Origin of the sequence: Treponema sp. SP13 (assembly GCF_050938355.1) — a bacterium.
Classification (GTDB): Bacteria; Spirochaetota; Spirochaetia; order Treponematales; family Treponemataceae; genus Treponema_D; species Treponema_D socranskii.
Window position 1 is genome coordinate 114481 of record NZ_JADOVM010000005.1, and the last position, 17840, is coordinate 132320.

The 17840-nt window shown below is 48.0% G+C and carries 13 protein-coding genes and 2 pseudogenes; 11 read left to right on the forward strand and 4 right to left on the reverse strand.

Annotated elements, in window-relative coordinates; all coding sequences use genetic code 11:
• The first annotated feature begins 23 nt into the window (after positions 1-23).
• On the forward strand, positions 24-323 hold the full coding sequence (locus IZU26_RS10005; protein ID WP_433278747.1) for a hypothetical protein: 300 nt from the start codon (positions 24-26) through the stop codon (positions 321-323).
• Positions 324-444: 121 nt separating this feature from the next.
• The gene (locus IZU26_RS10010) at positions 445-1017 is read left to right on the forward strand and encodes a CAP domain-containing protein (RefSeq protein ID WP_433278749.1); all 573 of its coding nucleotides are present in this window, start codon (positions 445-447) and stop codon (positions 1015-1017) included.
• A gap of 100 nt (positions 1018-1117) precedes the next feature.
• On the opposite strand, the gene IZU26_RS10015 is transcribed toward IZU26_RS10010, so the two are convergent.
• Both IZU26_RS10015 and ppdK read right to left on the reverse strand, forming a co-directional pair.
• On the reverse strand, positions 1118-2368 hold the full coding sequence (locus IZU26_RS10015) for an MFS transporter (RefSeq protein ID WP_433278751.1): 1251 nt from the start codon (positions 2366-2368) through the stop codon (positions 1118-1120).
• Between the two features lie 174 nt (positions 2369-2542).
• Entirely contained in the window at positions 2543-5443 is a 2901-nt protein-coding gene (ppdK, locus tag IZU26_RS10020; protein ID WP_433278754.1) for a pyruvate, phosphate dikinase, read from the reverse strand.
• 205 nt (positions 5444-5648) lie between these two features.
• Between ppdK and IZU26_RS10025 the strand changes: the two genes are divergently transcribed.
• From IZU26_RS10025 to IZU26_RS10050, 6 genes are all read left to right on the forward strand, one after another.
• Positions 5649-6494 carry a phosphohydrolase gene (locus IZU26_RS10025; protein ID WP_433278757.1) on the forward strand — a complete coding sequence of 282 codons (846 nt, stop codon included), beginning with the start codon at positions 5649-5651 and terminating at the stop codon, positions 6492-6494.
• 515 nt (positions 6495-7009) lie between these two features.
• Positions 7010-7774: a TetR/AcrR family transcriptional regulator gene (locus IZU26_RS10030; protein ID WP_433278759.1), complete on the forward strand. Its 765-nt coding sequence runs from the start codon at positions 7010-7012 to the stop codon at positions 7772-7774.
• Between the two features lie 38 nt (positions 7775-7812).
• The gene (locus IZU26_RS10035; protein WP_433278761.1) at positions 7813-9189 is read left to right on the forward strand and encodes an MATE family efflux transporter; all 1377 of its coding nucleotides are present in this window, start codon (positions 7813-7815) and stop codon (positions 9187-9189) included.
• Between the two features lie 192 nt (positions 9190-9381).
• Positions 9382-11145 (forward strand): ABC transporter ATP-binding protein, encoded by a 1764-nt coding sequence (locus IZU26_RS10040; protein WP_433278762.1) that lies wholly within the window; start codon positions 9382-9384, stop codon positions 11143-11145.
• A 40-nt stretch (positions 11146-11185) separates the two neighbouring features.
• Entirely contained in the window at positions 11186-13096 is a 1911-nt protein-coding gene (locus IZU26_RS10045; protein ID WP_433278765.1) for an ABC transporter ATP-binding protein, read from the forward strand.
• Positions 13097-13155: 59 nt separating this feature from the next.
• Positions 13156-13902: an alpha/beta fold hydrolase gene (locus IZU26_RS10050; RefSeq protein ID WP_433278767.1), complete on the forward strand. Its 747-nt coding sequence runs from the start codon at positions 13156-13158 to the stop codon at positions 13900-13902.
• A 133-nt stretch (positions 13903-14035) separates the two neighbouring features.
• Here the strand turns inward: IZU26_RS10050 and IZU26_RS10055 are convergent.
• Positions 14036-14173 (reverse strand): annotated as a pseudogene (locus IZU26_RS10055) (MATE family efflux transporter); the annotation flags it as partial.
• 56 nt (positions 14174-14229) lie between these two features.
• Entirely contained in the window at positions 14230-14763 is a 534-nt protein-coding gene (locus IZU26_RS10060) for a TetR/AcrR family transcriptional regulator (protein WP_433278769.1), read from the reverse strand.
• A 206-nt stretch (positions 14764-14969) separates the two neighbouring features.
• On the opposite strand from IZU26_RS10060, the gene IZU26_RS10065 reads away from it, so the two are divergent.
• From IZU26_RS10065 to IZU26_RS10075, 3 genes and pseudogenes are all read left to right on the forward strand, one after another.
• The gene (locus IZU26_RS10065) at positions 14970-15134 is read left to right on the forward strand and encodes a VOC family protein (protein WP_433278771.1); all 165 of its coding nucleotides are present in this window, start codon (positions 14970-14972) and stop codon (positions 15132-15134) included.
• Between the two features lie 186 nt (positions 15135-15320).
• Positions 15321-15984 (forward strand): annotated as a pseudogene (locus IZU26_RS10070) (TetR/AcrR family transcriptional regulator).
• A 119-nt stretch (positions 15985-16103) separates the two neighbouring features.
• Positions 16104-17840 carry an ABC transporter ATP-binding protein gene (locus IZU26_RS10075; RefSeq protein ID WP_433278773.1) on the forward strand — a complete coding sequence of 579 codons (1737 nt, stop codon included), beginning with the start codon at positions 16104-16106 and terminating at the stop codon, positions 17838-17840.

Sequence of the window (17840 nt, forward strand, 5' to 3'; positions counted from 1 at the left end):
TGAAAATACTATATAGTAACAGTATGATTGTATCACACACGAAACTGCTTGTGTTCTTCGTGCTCTTTATCGGAGCGGGAGCGGCGTTTACCGTAACCGGAGCCTATATGCTTTCGAAAAAATACCTCGCGTCCCTCGGCGACAAAAAGCGGCTCGGAAAAGCTGCGGGACGCGCATCGCTCGCGCTCGGGGTTCTCACTATCGCAACGGGTATCATGTTCTTTATTGCACCCGACGCGGCGGCATACATCGTCGTCATCTATCTTGCGCTTTTATTTGTACTCGCATGCGGTGCGATGATCGCCTCGAAAATAAAAAAATAAAATACATGGAGGAAATATGTATATGTTTATAAAAAAGATGCGAACTGCGTATATCGTAAAAATTATTAAAATTTCTACTGCCGCTTTGCTGCTCGCGGCGATATCGGTATCGTGCGGAAATATGGCGGAATATAATTTTGATGATTTGGGAACCTATAATGAAGCAACTGCATGGAACTTAAATACTGTCGACACCGCCCGTACGGTAGATTATCTTTCTACTTTGGAAAAAGATGTCCTTCTTGAAATCAATAAAGCTCGTACCGATCCGCGCGCCTATGCCGCGCTGTATTTGCTGCCTTCTGTTAAAGACGGCAGCGCAAGCGAAGCTATGAAAGAATGCATCATTGAAATGAAAGATACGAAAGCACTAAAAGCGCTGCAACCCAGCAAAAAACTAACGCTTGCGGCAAAAGAATGGGTTAACGTACAAGGACCGGGCGGCGGGGTCGGACACGGGAATACAGGAGAACGAATCCATAAACAGGGCTTGTATCCTCATACTTGGAGTGAAAACATCTCCTACGGTTACAACGATGCAAGAAAAATCGTCATCCAACTTTTGGAAGACGATAAAGTGCCGGGACGCGAACACCGGAAAACTATTTTGAGCCGTGCTTATACGCACGTCGGTATCGGCTGCGGTCCGCATAAAATATATCGTTTTATGTGTGTGCAGGATTTTACCGGCTGAACGGACGGCTTTTCGTCGAAAGCACAGCTTTATACGGCCTAGAGCGCCGGGATATTAAACCCTCCGCACGAATAAATTATTAAGCTGATTTTCACACAACCTATTCAGGCCGCCGCTCTGTCAGCCGTATGAGCCGCTCGTGAGAAGCGATCATGAGAGCGCAAAAGAACAGCACGTATACCGGCAAAAGCGAGATGCCGAATCTGTTCGCGATAAAACCGAAGAGCGGCGGCAGCGAGCAAGTGCCGATATACGCGCTTGCCATTTGTACACCGATAACCGCCTGCGATTTATTTGCCCCGAAATGATGCGGCGTTGCATGGATGAGGCTCGGAAAAACGGGCGCACAGCCGAGCCCTATAAGCGCGAAACCCGAAAGTGTAAACGCATTTCCGAACGGCACAAAGAGCAAAATCACTCCGGCAAGGATAACGATTTCGCCCGTTCGCACCATCTGCGTGTCGCTCAAATACATCGAAAGAAAACCGCCGAGCGCTCGGCCGACGGTAATGCCGAGGTAGACGAGACTTGCATAGCGCGCCGCGACGTCCGTCGAAACACCGTTGTACAAAACCGCGTAGCTTGCAGCCCAAAGGCCGCTCGTCTGTTCCACCGCGGAATAACAAAAGAATGAAAGCATCACCGCTTTTGCGCCGGGTAAATTAATAATTTCTTCAAGCGAAAGCGGACGGGTATTTGCCGAATCGAATGCGGAAGCCTCCGTCGTCTTCGGCACGGATGGGCGTATATCGAATACGGAAGCTTGCGCTGCTCCGGATATCCGTTCGGCTGCATCGTTTTTATCGTTTCGCTTCCAAAGCGGCAAACTGAAAACGAGAAGCGCCGTGAGTGCAGTTTGCAGTACCGCAATCGTGCGATAACCCGCATTCCACGTGTTCCCGTGCGCAAGCATAAAACCCATAACGTGGGGACCGGCGGCCGCTCCTACTCCCCACATACAGTGCAGCCAGCTCATATGGCGGCTTTTATAATGCAGCGCGACGTAATTATTCAGCGACGCATCCACGCTGCCCGCACCGAGTCCGTACGGAAGGGCCAAAAAAACGAGCGCATAAAACGAATGCGAGAGCGAAAAACCGAAAAGCGCGAACGCGGTCAGCGCAACGCTCGCGGCGGTCACTCGTCCGGTTCCGAATTTTTTCGTCAATCGATCGCTCTGCAAACTCGAAACGACGGTTCCCAAAGCTATGATCATCGAAATGATACCGGCATAAGAAACCTTCACTCCGAATTCGCGGTACATAACCGGCCATGCGGATCCGAGCAGCGCATCCGGCAAACCGAGACTGATAAAGGCGGTATAGATGATGGCGAGCAATAATTGAAACATGGAAAAAGTATAGCAAGATTTTAAAGATAATAACAGCGGAAAATTGCTATGTTTCGATCATGTCGGAAATTTTTGCGTGAAGTGTTTACATACGTCAACACATAAAAAAACCGCCCGGTATTTCGCTTTCGCGTTTTACCGGACGGTTTTCGCTGTCAAACAGAACCGCTTACATTATTTTTTTGCTTTTTTCGCGGTTTTTTTTGCAACCGGTTTTTTCGCGGCGGCTTTTTTTGCAACGGGCTTTTTGGCTGCCGCTTTCTTTGCTGAAGCTTTCGCTGTCGTTTTTCCGACGGCTTTTTTCTGCGCGGCTTTTTTTACCGTTTTTGCGGCGATTTTTTTTGCCGGAGCTTTTTTCGCAGCCGTTTTTTTTGCGGCGGTCTTTTTCGCTTTTACCGCACGGATAACCGCTTGCGCCGCCGAAAGACGTGCGATCGGTACGCGATAGGGCGAGCACGAAACGTAATCGAGACCGACGCGGTAGCAGAAGTCGATCGTCGCAGGATCGCCTCCGTGTTCACCGCAGATACCGAGGTGCATTTCCGGTTTGACTTCGCGCGCAGCCGCAACCGCCATATCCATGAGTTTACCGACACCCTTTTCGTCGAGCGTCTTAAACGGATCGTCGTCGAGGATGTTGCGGTGGTAGTACGCGTCGAGGAATTTGCCCGCATCGTCGCGGCTGAAGCCGAAAGTCAACTGCGTCAAATCGTTCGAACCGAAGCTGTAGAAATCCGCAACCTTCGCAATCTCTCCGGAAAGGAGCGCGGCGCGCGGAACTTCGATCATCGTACCGATTTCGATTGCGACTTTCATGCCGCTCTCTTTTTCGATTTTCGCGATGACTTCTTCACATTCTTTGCGGATCGTCGCAAGCTCTGTCGGTTCGCACACGATCGGAATCATAATCATCGGGCGGACGGGGACGCCGCGCTTTTTGCATTCGATCGCTGCAAGCGTAACCGCTTCCGTCTGCATTTTGTAGATTTCGGGATAGGTGATCGTGAGGCGGCAGCCGCGGTGGCCGAGCATCGGGTTAAACTCTTTCAAGGAGTTGAAGCGCGCGGTGAGCGTTTCAACCGACACGTCGATACCTTCTTCTTTCAGCACTTGCTGCACTTTGCGCGTTCCCTCTTCGTCTTTCGGAATAAATTCATGGAGCGGCGGATCGAGGAAGCGGATGATGACAGGTCTGCCCTTCATCGCGTCGAAGATGCCGGAAAAATCTTTTTTCTGCAGCGGCATAATCTTTGCAAGCGCTTTTTCGCGCGCAGCAGTCGTATCGGACGCGATCATCGCCTGGAAGTATACGAGCTTTGCAGGATCAAAGAACATGTGTTCCGTACGGCACAGTCCGACACCTTCCGCACCGAAGTTGAACGCAGCCTGCGCCTGATCCGGCTGGTCGGCATTTGCGCGCACTCCGAAACCTTTGATCGTCGACTTACCGACTTTGCGGACGGATCCGTTACGGATTTCATCGCACCACTTCATAAAGGTGCCGAAGTCTCCGGTGATCTGCGGTTCTTTTGTCGGAATCTGTCCGGCGTATACGTTGCCCGTCGAACCGTCGATCGTAAGCCAATCGCCCTGCCGGTACGATTTACCGTTAACGGTAATGCCGCCTGCGGAAAACTGAATCGCTTCGACACCCGAAACGCAGGGCTTACCCATCTGGCGTGCGACGACAGCCGCGTGTGACGTGCGTCCGCCCGTTGCAGTGAGGATACCCTGAGCGGCCGCCATACCGGCGATATCGTCCGGACTCGTCTCTTTGCGGACGAGGAGCACTTTTTTGCCTTCTTTTGCAAGCTTTTCCGCTTCGTCTGCCGTAAACACGATTTGACCGCAGCCCGCTCCCGGAGAAGCGTTCAAACCGCTCGCGATGACGCCGGAGCGCTTTGCGGCATCTTTATCGATCATCGGGTGGAGCAGCTGGTCGATCTGCTCCGCATCGACGCGGAGAATCGCCTCTTCTTTCGTGATGAGTTTTTCGCCGACCATATCGACGGCCATTTTGACCGCCGCAGGACCGGTACGTTTGCCGTTGCGGCACTGGAGCATGTAGAGTTTACCCTGCTGAACGGTAAATTCCATGTCCTGCATATCGTGATAGTGCTTTTCGAGATTGTTGCGGATTTTGATGAGTTCGTCGTATATTTTCGGATTGTCTTTTTTCAGCTGACTGATTTCCTCAGGCGTACGGATGCCGGCGACGACGTCTTCGCCCTGCGCATTTATCAAATATTCGCCGAAGAATTTATTTTCACCGGTCGAAGGACTGCGGCTGAAGCATACACCCGTACCGGAATCGTTGCCCATATTACCGAACACCATCGCCATAACGGTGACGGCCGTTCCTTTCAAGCCTTTAATATTGTTGAGTTCGCGGTACTTGATGGCGCGTGCGTTCATCCACGAACCGAAAACCGCGTTGATCGCGTGCCACATCTGTTTTTCGGGATCCTGCGGAAATTCCGTTCCCGTCGTCTTTTGGTACAACGCTTTATACTTTCCGACGATTTCCTGAAGTTCGGACGTATCGAGTTCGTTGTCGAGTTTTTTGCCCGCGCGCGCTTTCGCTTCCGAAAGGATTTTTTCGAATTCATCGTGCGGAACGCCCATCGCGACGTCACCGAACATCTGGATAAAGCGGCGGTACGCATCCCACGCAAAGCGCGGATTGTTCGTTTTTTTTGCAAGGCCGAGCACCGATTTGTCATTGAGGCCGAGGTTCAGGATCGTGTCCATCATACCGGGCATAGAAATTGCAGCGCCCGAGCGGACGGAAACGAGCAGCGGATCGTCCTCTGCGCCGAGTTTTTTGCCGAACGCGCGCTCGAGTTTTACAAGATTTGCCGAAACGTCGGAATACAGCTCTTTAGGATATTTTCTGTCATTATCGTAATACATCTTGCACACATCGGTTGAAATGGTAAATCCCGGCGGAACCGGAACACCAATGTTCGTCATTTCGGCAAGGTTTGCACCTTTGCCTCCGAGTTCGGCACGCATATCGGCGTTGCCCTCGGCTTTTTTGTTACCGAAAAAATAAACGAGTTTTGTCTTTGCCATGTAATAACTCCATATAAGGATTGAGAGATAAGATAATAAAATAATACAAAGAATCGACCGCCCTGTCAATGCGGTTACCGTGCGATAATTATTAACACATCGTTATTGTGCCGCCGCATTTGATCGGAGATACGAACCTGTCCTCTGATGACGTTTTTACGCATTCCGTTTACAATGGAAAGCGCAATACTCATAGGAGCAAATCATGAAAACCGAACGATCGCCGAAAGAAATTTCGGTCGATAAAAAAATCATATCCGCGCTTGAAAAGCTGATTGCGCTTACGCCGGAAAAAGACGGTTTACCGCTCACCGTCGCAAAAGCGCTCATGCGCGACCAGGAAATCGAAGCGGTGCAAAATTATGCCAACAACGTTTCGATCGTACGGCTCGGCTACAACGATCACGGGCCGGTACACATGCGCACGGTTACGCACAACGCGATCAAAATGACGGAGATATTGTACAAAGCGGGCGTACAGTTGAGCCTGCAAAAAGAAAAAGCGGGCACCTTTGCCGACAGTTTGACCGCCGTCATATTCGCTTCGTTTTTGCACGACTTCGGTATGTCGATCGGCCGGCAGGATCACGAATTGTACAGCGTTTTTCTCGCGCTTCCCGTCATCGAACGGCTTCTCAACAAATTCATTCCCGGAGGCGAAAACATCGTACGGCGCGTAACCGTCCGCTCGCTCGCGATGGAAGGCATCATCGGCCACATGGGTACGCACAAAATCCATTCGCTCGAAGCCGGCATCATCCTCATCGCCGACGGCTGCGATATGACAAAGGGCAGAGCACGTATTCCCCTCGGACTCGACAACGCTCCGACGATCGGCGATATCCATAAGTATTCGGCGAACTCGATCGAACGCGTCGAAATCGGCGCAGGCAGCGAAAAACCCGTGCGCATTCAAATATACATGTCGGCGGAAGTCGGCTTTTTCCAAATCGAAGAAGTGTTGCTGCAAAAGATAAACGCAAGCCCCGCAAAACCCTACATCGAACTGCTCGCCGGCGTCGAAGGCGAAGCGATGAAACAATACCTCTAAAGCGCGCAGGTTTCGGAGACGTCGTTTTCGGACGAAACCTTTTTGCCATCCGCCCTTCCGCCGCTTGCTCGCGCGCGGCGTCCTCGCTCCGCTCCGGTCGCTGCCTTCGGCACGGCTCCACGGCGGCGTAGGCGGTGTCGTAATGCGGGCGCTTTATCCGCAGGCATATTGCGCAAACAGCGCGGCGCGAAAGTGCAAACCAGGGATTCCGCATGAAAAATGTATACACAGAAAAGAGACGTATAATAAAATAAAAAAAGGCGGAACGCGAGGCAGCGGCAATGCCGCCGAGCCGCTCTGACCGATGGCAAGCAAAATTTCGAAGAAATTTTGCGCAGTCCGATTCCAATCACGGTCAGCCGCGGTGAACGGCAGGGCTGCTGCCGGGAGTGCAGCCGATTTTTACGGTAACGCTTATTTTTTGAGGAATACAGATTTTCATGCGGAAGCCCCGAATACAAACTGCCAAACATTGACAAAGCGATAAAAACACATTAGCGTTATTTGCAGCCGATATGAAAGCAAACACAGCAAAATCCGAACTCGGAAAAACGAAAACTCATACGAAATCGCCGTCGCAATCGGAACAAGCATCGGAGCATACAAAGATAAAATCGCCGATACAATCGAAGCGATCGACGAAACACGCAAAGACAAAAGCGCCGAATTCCAAAGAGCGCATTTTGCAGTGCGCCGCTTCCGAATTTTTGCAAAAGGGCTGGGCGAAAAGTTCGATGCGAGAGGTTGCAAAACTTGCCGGCCTTACGACCGGTTCTCTGTACTTTCATTTTAAAAATAAAGAAGCGCTTTTCGACGCGCTTGTAAAAGACGTGTACGATTCTCTTTTGGCGAACCACCGCGCAATGTACGACACTTTTTTTACGATACCGCCCGACATAGAAAAGCGGCGCGCCTTCCGTTTTGAAAGCCGCAAAAAAACGATCGACTTTGTGTACGAAAATTACCGGGCGGTAAAACTGCTCGTGTGCGGTTCGGCCGGTACCCGCTATGCCGATTTTTTTTCACTGATGATGGAAGATACGTACAAAGCCGATGTGCGCGCTTTGTCGTCGCTCAAAGACTGCGGCGGTGTACTGCGTCCCGGCATAGATTTGCGTCTGTATTCTGCGATCGACAAAAGCTTTTGGAACTGCCTGTTCGAAACCGTCCGCTTGGACATTCCCTACGAAGGCGCGCTCAAGTATGTTGCCCTGCTCGACGAGTTTTACGAAGCCGGCTGGTACAAAATCCTGTGCGATAATTGCCTCATCGGAAAATGAAAACCTGCGTTTTACGCCTTACTGCACAAGGGGTTATTATGAACGATGAAAAACAAAAACAGCGTATTTTAAATGACGGTTTGTGGAAGCTTATTTTCGATTTTTCATGGCCGGCCGTAGTCGCCATGGCGCTTTTGGGCGCGAACAATGTGCTCGACGGTGTCTTTGTAGGCCGCCTTGTAGGGCCGGAAGCGCTCGCCGGTATTTCCGTAGTTCTTCCGCCCCTGCTTGTATTAATCGGCTTTGCCCTTTTGTGCGGAACGGGTGCGGGTTCTCTTTTGAGCATTGCGATCGGGGCCGGCGATAAGGATATTCAAAAAAAACTCTTGGGTAATATGAATACGCTCATGCTTATGAGCGCGCTCTTTTTGATGTGCATCGGTTTTGCATTTTCGCACCGCATCGTTTTTTTGATGGGAGGGCGCGGCGAAGCTTTGGCGCTCGGCGAAACATATTATCGGACTTTGCTGTACGGCGCTCCGTTTTGGATTTACGCAATCGCTTCCAATGCGCTTATCCGCTCGGAAGGTAAGATGAAAACCGGAGCGCTGATTATGGCATGCGGTCTTGCGTGCAATGCGTGTGCGAATTATGTTTTGATGGTGATTTTCGGCATGGGCATCCGCGGGGCTGCATTGGGAACGAATATCGGCATGGCCCTACAATCGTTTATCAGCATTGCGTACTTTTTGCGCAAACCGCTCGCCGGCGAATTCGGTTTGTTCCGGCAAACCTTTGCATTCCGTTTCGACAAAAATATTATCGCAAAAATTTCCGGCATGGGACTGTCCGCTTTTATTATACAGATTATGATGGGCGTGCAAAGCGTGCTTGTTTTGAATGTGCTGAGCGCCTACGGCGGTGAAGCCGATATAGCGTTTTACGGCGTCGTTACGCGGCTTTTCAGCTTTGTTGTGCAGCCGCTTTCGGGACTTATGATTGCCCTGCCGCCGATTATCGGAATCAATTTCGGGGCGGCAAAAATCGATCGGGTTATCGCGGGCTTTAAATGCTTTTTGGCGGCTGCACTTGCGCTCATTATACCGTTTTGGTTGTGCATGCTTATCTTTCCCGAAGGCGCCGTATCGATTATGATGAAAAATTCTTCGCTGAGCGCATCCGATATGTTTAACTTCAGGCTCTACATGGCCTTGCTGCCCGTCATGCCGCTCAGCTTTTTGACGCTTGCGTTTTTTCCGGTAATCAACAAGGGACACATCGCGTCAATCATCGGTATTTTGCAGCAAATTGTGTTATACGTTCCGGCCATGCTTGTTTTGCCGATCTTTACCGGAGTTACGGGCGTATATTACGGCACCTTTTTGATCGAATTGACGACGGCACTTCCCATCGTCATATTGCTCAAACGCGAATTCCGCTTGCTGCGCTCGGGTCTTACCAAGTGGGAAGGATGATTGCTTTTGCGACCCGGTGCGCCGTTTTCGATTTGCCTATAGGAGTACCCGAGCAGACATCGTACGGTTGATACGATTTTCGGTTTTGTTTTTAAGAACTTTAGCGTTTCGCCGCTTTTTTCCTTGACAAATTTCTTTGCGGTCTGTATTATAACAATGTTATGTTAGCCAAAGCTAATTTACGGGGGTTTTATGCTGCAAAGATTTTTCGCGTTGTCTGACGCGGGGACGCGGAACTTGCGTTCGGCGGTTACGTTCGGCACTATTATCAATTTGTTTTTGATGGTTCCATTGGGGCTTTCGCTGTATGTGCTGCAGTATTTTTTGGCGCGCATTATGCAACAAGGTTTTCAAGTGCCGAATGTATGGGCGGTGTCGGCGGCCGCTCTCGCGATGATTGCCGTACTGTTCATCCTCGAAAAGCTGAAGTACGGCAGAATGTACAACGGTGCGTATGAAGAAGCGGCAAACGTACGCATTTCGCTTGCCGAATCGCTTCGGAAACTCCCGCTGTCGTATTTCGGCAGGCGGGATTTGTCGTATTTGACTTCGACGCTTTTGAACGACGTTACTCTGATTGAAGAATCGCTTTCGCACGCCGTACCGGAGCTGTTCGGCGGCGTCATTTCGATTTTGATTGCTGCCGCACTGTTGGCGTTTTTGGATTGGCGGATGACGATTGCGCTTTTTATCTTCGCTTTTGCAGGATTTTTTATCATCGTCGCCGCCCGATCAGTGCTGGATAAAAAAGCAAAGCAGGTGTTTGCGCGAAAAGATTTGATCTACGATTCCTTTCAGCAGATGATCGACAATATCAAAGTGCTGAAATCTTCCGATAAAAAAGCGGTGTATGTGCAAAAACTCAAAGACGATATTACCGAGTCAACGTACGTAACGCTCAAAGCGGAAGCAGTGGGCGGAGCGTTTATTTTCGGTTCGGCGGCGATTGTCCGATTCGGCTTTCCGCTGGTGATTTCATACGGCGCGTACCTCTTGTCGCAGGGAGGAATCGAACTGTTGACGTATATCGTCTTTTTGCTCGTTTCCTGCCGTATTTTCGATCCGCTGACGACGGTGTTTATGATGCTCGGCGAATTCTTTTTAATGATGATTGCCGTTGAACGCAAACAGGCGATTGTCAACTATCCCAAGCAGACGGGAAGCGAAACCTTCAAGCCGAACGGTTACGACATCCGCTACGATAATGTTTCATTCTCATATAATGAACCGAACGGCAAAGATGCGGACAGCGATACCGAAGAAAACACGGTAAGCGGAATCGACTTTACCGCAAAGCAGGGCGAAATTACCGCCCTCGTCGGGCACTCCGGCTGCGGCAAGTCCACGATTGCACGCTTGGCGGCTCGCTTTTGGGACGCTTCATCGGGCACGGTGAGCGTCGGCGGCGTCGATGTTTCCACCGTAGATCCGGAAACCCTGCTCGCAGCCTTTTCGATTGTGTTTCAGGACGTCGTGCTTTTTAACGATACGGTATACAACAATATCTTAATCGGCAACCGAAACGCTACAAGGGAACAAGTGCTTGCCGCTGCAAAAGCCGCCCGGTGCGATTCGTTTATCGAAAAACTGCCGCAAGGCTATGACACGGAAATCGGCGAAAACGGTTATACCCTTTCAGGCGGAGAACGTCAGCGGCTTTCCATTGCCCGCGCCCTCTTAAAAGACGCGCCGATCATCCTTTTGGATGAGGCGACCGCCGCCCTCGACCCTGAAAACGAAACGCTCATCCAACACGCTATCGGCACACTTATAAAGGGCAAAACCGTTATCGTCATCGCTCACCGCCTGCGCACCGTCGAAAACGCCGACAAGATTATCGTACTCAACAAGGGTATGATTGCCGAAACCGGCACCCACTCCGAGTTGATGGAAAAGGACGGCATTTATCGACAGATGTATCGGCTGCAGCGGGAAAGCGAGCAGTGGTCGGCTTAATAATTGGTAATGCGTAATTGATAAGTAGGGGGATTTCTCTATGAATAATAAACAAAACCGGCCGGCGGAAAATCCGGCAAAAGAACAGCCGGCACAGCAAACGGCTGAACGCAATCCCGCAAAGCAGCAGACTATCAAGCGGCTTTTAAGCTATGCGGGAAAGAGCAGAGGGCTTTTGTCGCTGTCGCTTGTGCTTTCCGGTTTGAGCGCCCTCATCGGTTTTGTGCCGTACATTATGGTGTTCTTTGTAATGCGCGACGTGATTTCCTCAGTTGCGGCAAAAGAGGTGGTAAACGCCGCCGCCCTTGCACGTTACGGACTGTGGGCAGTCGGTTCGGCTGCAACAGGCTTTGTGCTCTATTATGCGGCGCTTATGCTTTCGCACGCGACCGCGTTTACCATTCAGGAAAACCTTTCGATTCGGATGACTGAAACGCTTGCGGAACTTCCCATCGGCTGGCATATCACGCATGTGAGCGGTAAAGTGCGCAAAGTGTTTGAAAAAAACGTCAACCAGCTTGAAACGCTGATCGCTCATAGCCTGCCGGATACCGCGCAAAATACGGTTTCTCCCTTTGCGATACTCGTTCTCATGCTCGCCTTCGATTGGCGGCAGGGGCTGGTGTCCCTGCTGCCGCTCGTGCTTGCGTTCGTGCTGCAAATGCTTTTAATGCGCATCAGTTCAAGCTCGGGCTTTATGCAAAAGTACGAAGACGCGCTTGAGCAAATGAATAATGCCGGCACCGAATATGTGCGCGGTATTTCGGTTATTAAAACCTTTAATCAGTCCGTCTACTATTTTAAAAACTTCTACACGTCGATTATGAACTACAAAGAGTTCGTGCACAAATATTCGATATCGTGGGAAAACGGGTATTCGATTTTTCTCGCGCTCATTAAAGCGGGCTTTTTATTCCTGCTGCCTGCCGCGCTTTTGATAGCCGGAACGGCAACGCTCGATGCGCGTTTCTTTTACAGCTTTGTGTTTTACCTTGCCTTTGCACCGGTTACTTACACCATGCTGATAAAAATCATGTACTCAAATACCTTTCATCAGCGGTCGAACGATGCGCTCAACCGTATTGAAGATATTTTACAGGCACCGCTGACCGAAGAACCGGAAAAGTCCGTGCTGCCGGAAAGATACGATATTGCATTTAAGGATGTGGTGTTTTCCTATAAAACGGAAACGGCGGGATCTGCGGAAACGGAGAACACAAACCCCGGCGGCGATAAAATGCCGCAAACCGCCGGCCGCCCCGCAGTAAACGGCATCAGTTTGCACATCCCCGAACATTCGCTGACCGCGCTGGTCGGTCCCTCAGGCGGCGGCAAAACTACCCTTGTCAATTTGCTCGGCCGCTTTTGGGAAGTTGATTCGGGTACAATCAGTATCGGCGGCGTCGATATCCGCGATATTAAAACAAGCGACCTTTTGCACACCGTCGGCTTCGTGTTTCAGGAAAACAAGCTTTTTAAAGAAAGCATTTTCGAAAATATCCGCTACGGCAAAAAAGACGCAAGCCGCGAAGAAGTGACGGAAGCACTCCGTAAAGCCGAGTGCATGGATATCATCGAAAAACTGCCTGCCGGTATAGACACCGTCTACGGCACCAAGGGCACATACGTATCCGGCGGAGAAGCGCAGCGGCTTGCCATTGCCCGCGCGCTTTTGCAGGACGCACCGATTATTGTACTTGACGAAGCGACCGCCTTTGCCGACGCCGAAAACGAATACAAAATCAAAAAAACATTCGACGTGCTGCTCAAAGACAAAACCGTCATTATGATCGCTCACCGTCTTTCGTCGGTCGTCAACGCCGATACAATCTGTGTCATCGATGAAGGCAAGCTTGCCGAAACGGGAACGCATGCCGAGCTGCTCGAACGCAAAGGTCTTTATGCCGGTATGTGGGACAACTTCCAAAAAAGCATCGAATGGAAGGTGTAAAAAGCGACGCACGGCTCAACACGTGGTAAACATTATTATTTTGCGGGAGAACAGGCGATATGGTTATACACGAATACGGAAACATTGAGGCGGAAAAAATACTGGTTTTGCACCCGATGTTGCTGACCGGTGCCTTTGCGGCAAAGCTGTTTGCGCCGCTAAGCGATCGGTACTGTATTATTGCGCCGGATTTGTCGGCTCACGGGCAAGCATCTTCGAGCGAGTTTGTTTCCGCCGAAAACGAAGCTGCGCAAATCCTTTGCTATCTGAAAGAAAAAGGCTATACGGATATTGCATTGACGCTCGGTATTTCCCTGGGAGCGCGGATTGTGCTGGAACTGTTGAAGGATGACGACATACACTGGAAATGCATTGTTTTGGACGGTGCGCCGGTATACAAAAATGCCCGCTTTTTGCGCTTTGTGTATACCGCCGTCTTTTTAAGCAAATGGAAAAAGGCGCGAAAATGCAAGGGGTTTGCTCAAAAGAAAATGACCGCATTGTTCGGTGAAGCGGGCGAAGTAATGGGAAGCACGTTTGAAAGCATGTGTGAAAAAAGCCTGCGAAATATCATAGCGGCATGCAGCCGCTTCGATTTTTATCCGTATCCGAAAGATGTGCAGCAGCGTATGTATTTTGAATTCGGCAGTAAAGAAATAGATGCACGGCAAGCAAAGACGATTTTGCGCCGCTACCCTTTTGTGCATATCGTACTGCATAAAGGGTACGGGCACTGTCAGTATATGGCAGCGGAAAAAAAGGCATACCTTGCGATACTTGAAGAGCGCATGAAGCAGAAGGTTTAAATAAATTGATAATCGATAATGCGATGATATCGGTTCAAACGAGCATACAATTTACAAATTAACAATTTAAATCCCGCGTCATATCTGAAGCAGTTTCATCGGTTTGTTTTTACTTCGGACGAACCCCGTTTGCAATCCGCCCTGCAAATATCCCATCCATAAACGGATACAGACCGATAACCAGCATTCCGATTATTCCCGGGATAGCTAACTTGAATAACAATTCTTTAGGACTTTTAGTTAATAGCTGTGTTTTCATATCTTGTTTCATTGCAACTCACCTCTTAAAATATTATTTCTTATTTTTAAATTTCCTTATTGGTTTAGTTATTTTTTTTCAAGATCAATAATGTATTGTATCATTGTTTCTTTTATATACTTCTTATGCGCGTCAAAAGAATTCCGTGCATTAAGCACTTCCGAACTCACTATTAAACTGTTAATGTAATGAACTAAAAAACCATCCTTAAAAATATGTGCCGTAATTCCCAGTTTCTTTGCAATGAGATCAAGTTCTTTAGCTGTGTGCAATTTTAGTTCTTGATATAAATCTTCCAAATCTTGATTATAATTTTTTGCTTGCAAAAGAAGTGCGTACAGCTTCATTAAATCGGTTTTCGCTAATGCCTTACTTGTTAAAATATCACCCATTTGCCGATATTTATCTTTGCTCCGATTATGCGCTAAATATTCGGTTATCAAGCTATTTCTGTATTCATTTCCATCAAGCATTAAGTCTTTCAACATTTCCGTTGTACTTGCATAATGATGATACACGCCGCCTCTACTCATACCTATTTCCGTAATGACATCTTCCATTGTTGTATTCTGAAAGCCTTTATCTAACAACAGTATAGACAAATAATAGTTAAAAACAGTAGATTAAGGAAATCAGCAATCTGAAATGTATGGAGTGAGAAATGAATCAACATACCCCGACGCAGAGCATCGGGGTATGTTGTTCTCATAAGGTGGTTGCAGTCGGGCTTTAATACCCCTTGTTACGACGCAAAGCGTCGGGGTATTAAACCCTCCGCACGAATAAAATAACATGTATTTGTTTAGGCGTGCGAAATTCGGTAAGAAAAGCCGGAGGAACTATTGTTAAAGAGCCGCAAAAAGTATTTTGGGGCGGATATCATGCATATTTTTCCGATTTAGATGGATACTATTGGGAAGTATCTTGGGGTCCCAATTTTCAATTTGACGAAGATGGCCTATTGAAATTTTAGAGCGAATAGAATGGATAATTATGGCATCGAGTAAAACATATTTAGATTTTATTTTGGAGCAGTTATCGGAATAATAACACTGCTCGATGTTTCCTTTTCATATCCGGATTTTGCATTATGATAATTATCCATACTTGACATTTCCAGCTCTTTTTAGTAACATTGTTATCAATTAATAGAAATGTTATGACAAATATGGATAACTATTATGGAAAAAATATTAGCCGATAAAGATGAACTGAACACACGGGCAAAGATTTTACGCGCTGCAAAACAGGAGTTTTTTGCCAACGGCTTTGCAGATACCAATGTGCGCACTATCGCCGAAAAGGCAGGGGTTACGACGGGGGCACTGTATAACCTTTTTGATAACAAGGACGGCATATTCGAAGCTCTTGTAAGCGGTGTGTTCGACGAATTTTTAGACATAGTAGCGCATCGCAATGTATTCGACGCTGAAAATTTCGGTATGAAAACAAGCGAGCTTTCAGCAATTATCGAACTATCGCAACGCCGGTTCTTAAAAATGGTGGATTTTTTTTACGATAATTGGGATGCGATGAAACTGATTGTCTGCTGTTCGAAGGGAAGCTCCTATGAGCGCATTTTTGATAAAGCAATCGATTTAATCGACCGTGAAACACTTCGATGGCTGAAACAAGACGGTGTTAAGATGTCGCGCCGCATACGATTTTTTATTCACGTCATGGTAACGTCCCACTGTGAAAATTTAAAAGAGATTTTTTATCATAATTTAAAAAAATCGGAAGCGGTGGAATATGTGCTCGATTTTAACGTATACCATTGTGCCGGCTGGAAACAATATTGGATGGAGCAAGTGAAGAGTTAATGGGTAATGTTTAATTGGTAATTAAAGCGTACGCAATTACTCATTACAAATTAACAATTACACATTAAATTAAACATTACAAATTATCAATTACTAATTAATAAGTATAGGAGGTCTGAATGGACACATATAAAAGATTGTTTAAATATACGCCGGAAAAAATACATTGCGTGTATATTTCGGCGTTATGCGCCATGCTGGGAGTCGCTTCTCAGATGGGGGCATTTTGGTTTTTATGGAAGTTTTTGTACGCGCTTTTGGTTACAAAAAACGTTACGGACGGCTCGATGTACGCAACGGTGATCGTTTCACTGTTGGCGGGCTATTCGATTGTATACTTTGCCGCTTTGTGGGCATCGCACGTGCTCGGCTTTCGGCTTGAATCGAATTTGCGCAAAACCGCGATCAAACATTTGATGAACGCATCGTTTGCGTTTTTCGATCTGAACCCGTCGGGAAAAATCCGGAAGCTCATAGACGACAATGCGCAGGAAACGCATATGCTGGTTGCGCATTTAATTCCCGACAATATTTCCGCATTGTTTACGCCGATTTTTATGTTTATCATCGTATTTGCGGTCGATGTAAAGCTCGGTCTTTTGCTGGTTGCCGTTGCCCTTATCGGCGGTGTACAGATGATGTTTATGATGGGCAATAAAAACTTTATGCAGAAGTATCAAGCGGCGTTGGAGCGGATGAATGCCGAAGCGGTCGAATATGTGCGCGGTATGCAGATTGTAAAAATCTTTAGAAGCACCGTTGAATCTTTCAAAGCGTTTTACGAAGCGATTACCGGTTATTCGGATTTGGCATACAAGTACACGCTCAGCTGCCGTTCTCCGTATGTGATGTTTCAAGTGTTGTTTAACCTGTTCGCGGTATTCACCATTCCTGCCGCCATTTATTTTATGAATAAGGGCGCTGACGGAAATCTCATCATTGCAAAAATCGTCTTTTTTGTGTGCATTGCCGGCATTCTTTTTTCGGCGTTTATGCGCGTGATGTATGTCGGAATGTACAACTTTCAGGCAAAAAGCGTTGTGGATAAACTTGAAAATCTTTTTGCAGACATGGAAAAGGATAACCTTGAACACGGCACGGAAGAAACGTTTGACAACTTCGGAATCGAATTTAAAAACGTTTCGTTCGGCTATACCGACGAAAAGATTTTAAAAGACGTCAGCTTTACTTTGGCTCCGAATAAAACCTACGCGCTTGTCGGCTCTTCAGGCGGCGGAAAGAGTACAATAGCAAAATTGATTTCGGGTTTTTATAAAATAAATTCGGGTGAAATTTTAATCGGCGGAAAAAATATTTCGTCATATTCACGGAATGCGCTCATGCACAGTATCGCCTTTGTGTTCCAAACATCGAAGCTCTTTAAAACAAGCATTTTTGAAAACGTCAAAATGGGTAATAAACATGCAAGCGATGAAGAAGTGATGAATGCGCTTCGGCTTGCCCGCTGCGAAGACATTTTGGCAAAATTCCCCGAACGTGAAAAAACGGTTATCGGTTCAAAGGGCGTACACTTATCCGGCGGAGAAATTCAGCGCGTTGCGATCGCCCGCGCTATTTTGAAAAACGCGGACATCATCATTTTGGACGAAGCCTCCGCGGCCGCCGACCCCGAAAATGAATACGAAATTCAGCAGGCATTTTCCAATTTGATGAAAAACAAAACGGTTATTATGATTGCCCACCGCCTCAGCTCGATTAAAAATGTCGATGAAATTTTGGTTGTCGAAGACGGAAACATCGTCGAGCGCGGCAGCGATGCCGAACTTATGCAAAAAGGCGGAAAGTACAGCCGGCTGCAAAAGCTGTATTCTAAGGCAAATGACTGGAGGGTGTAA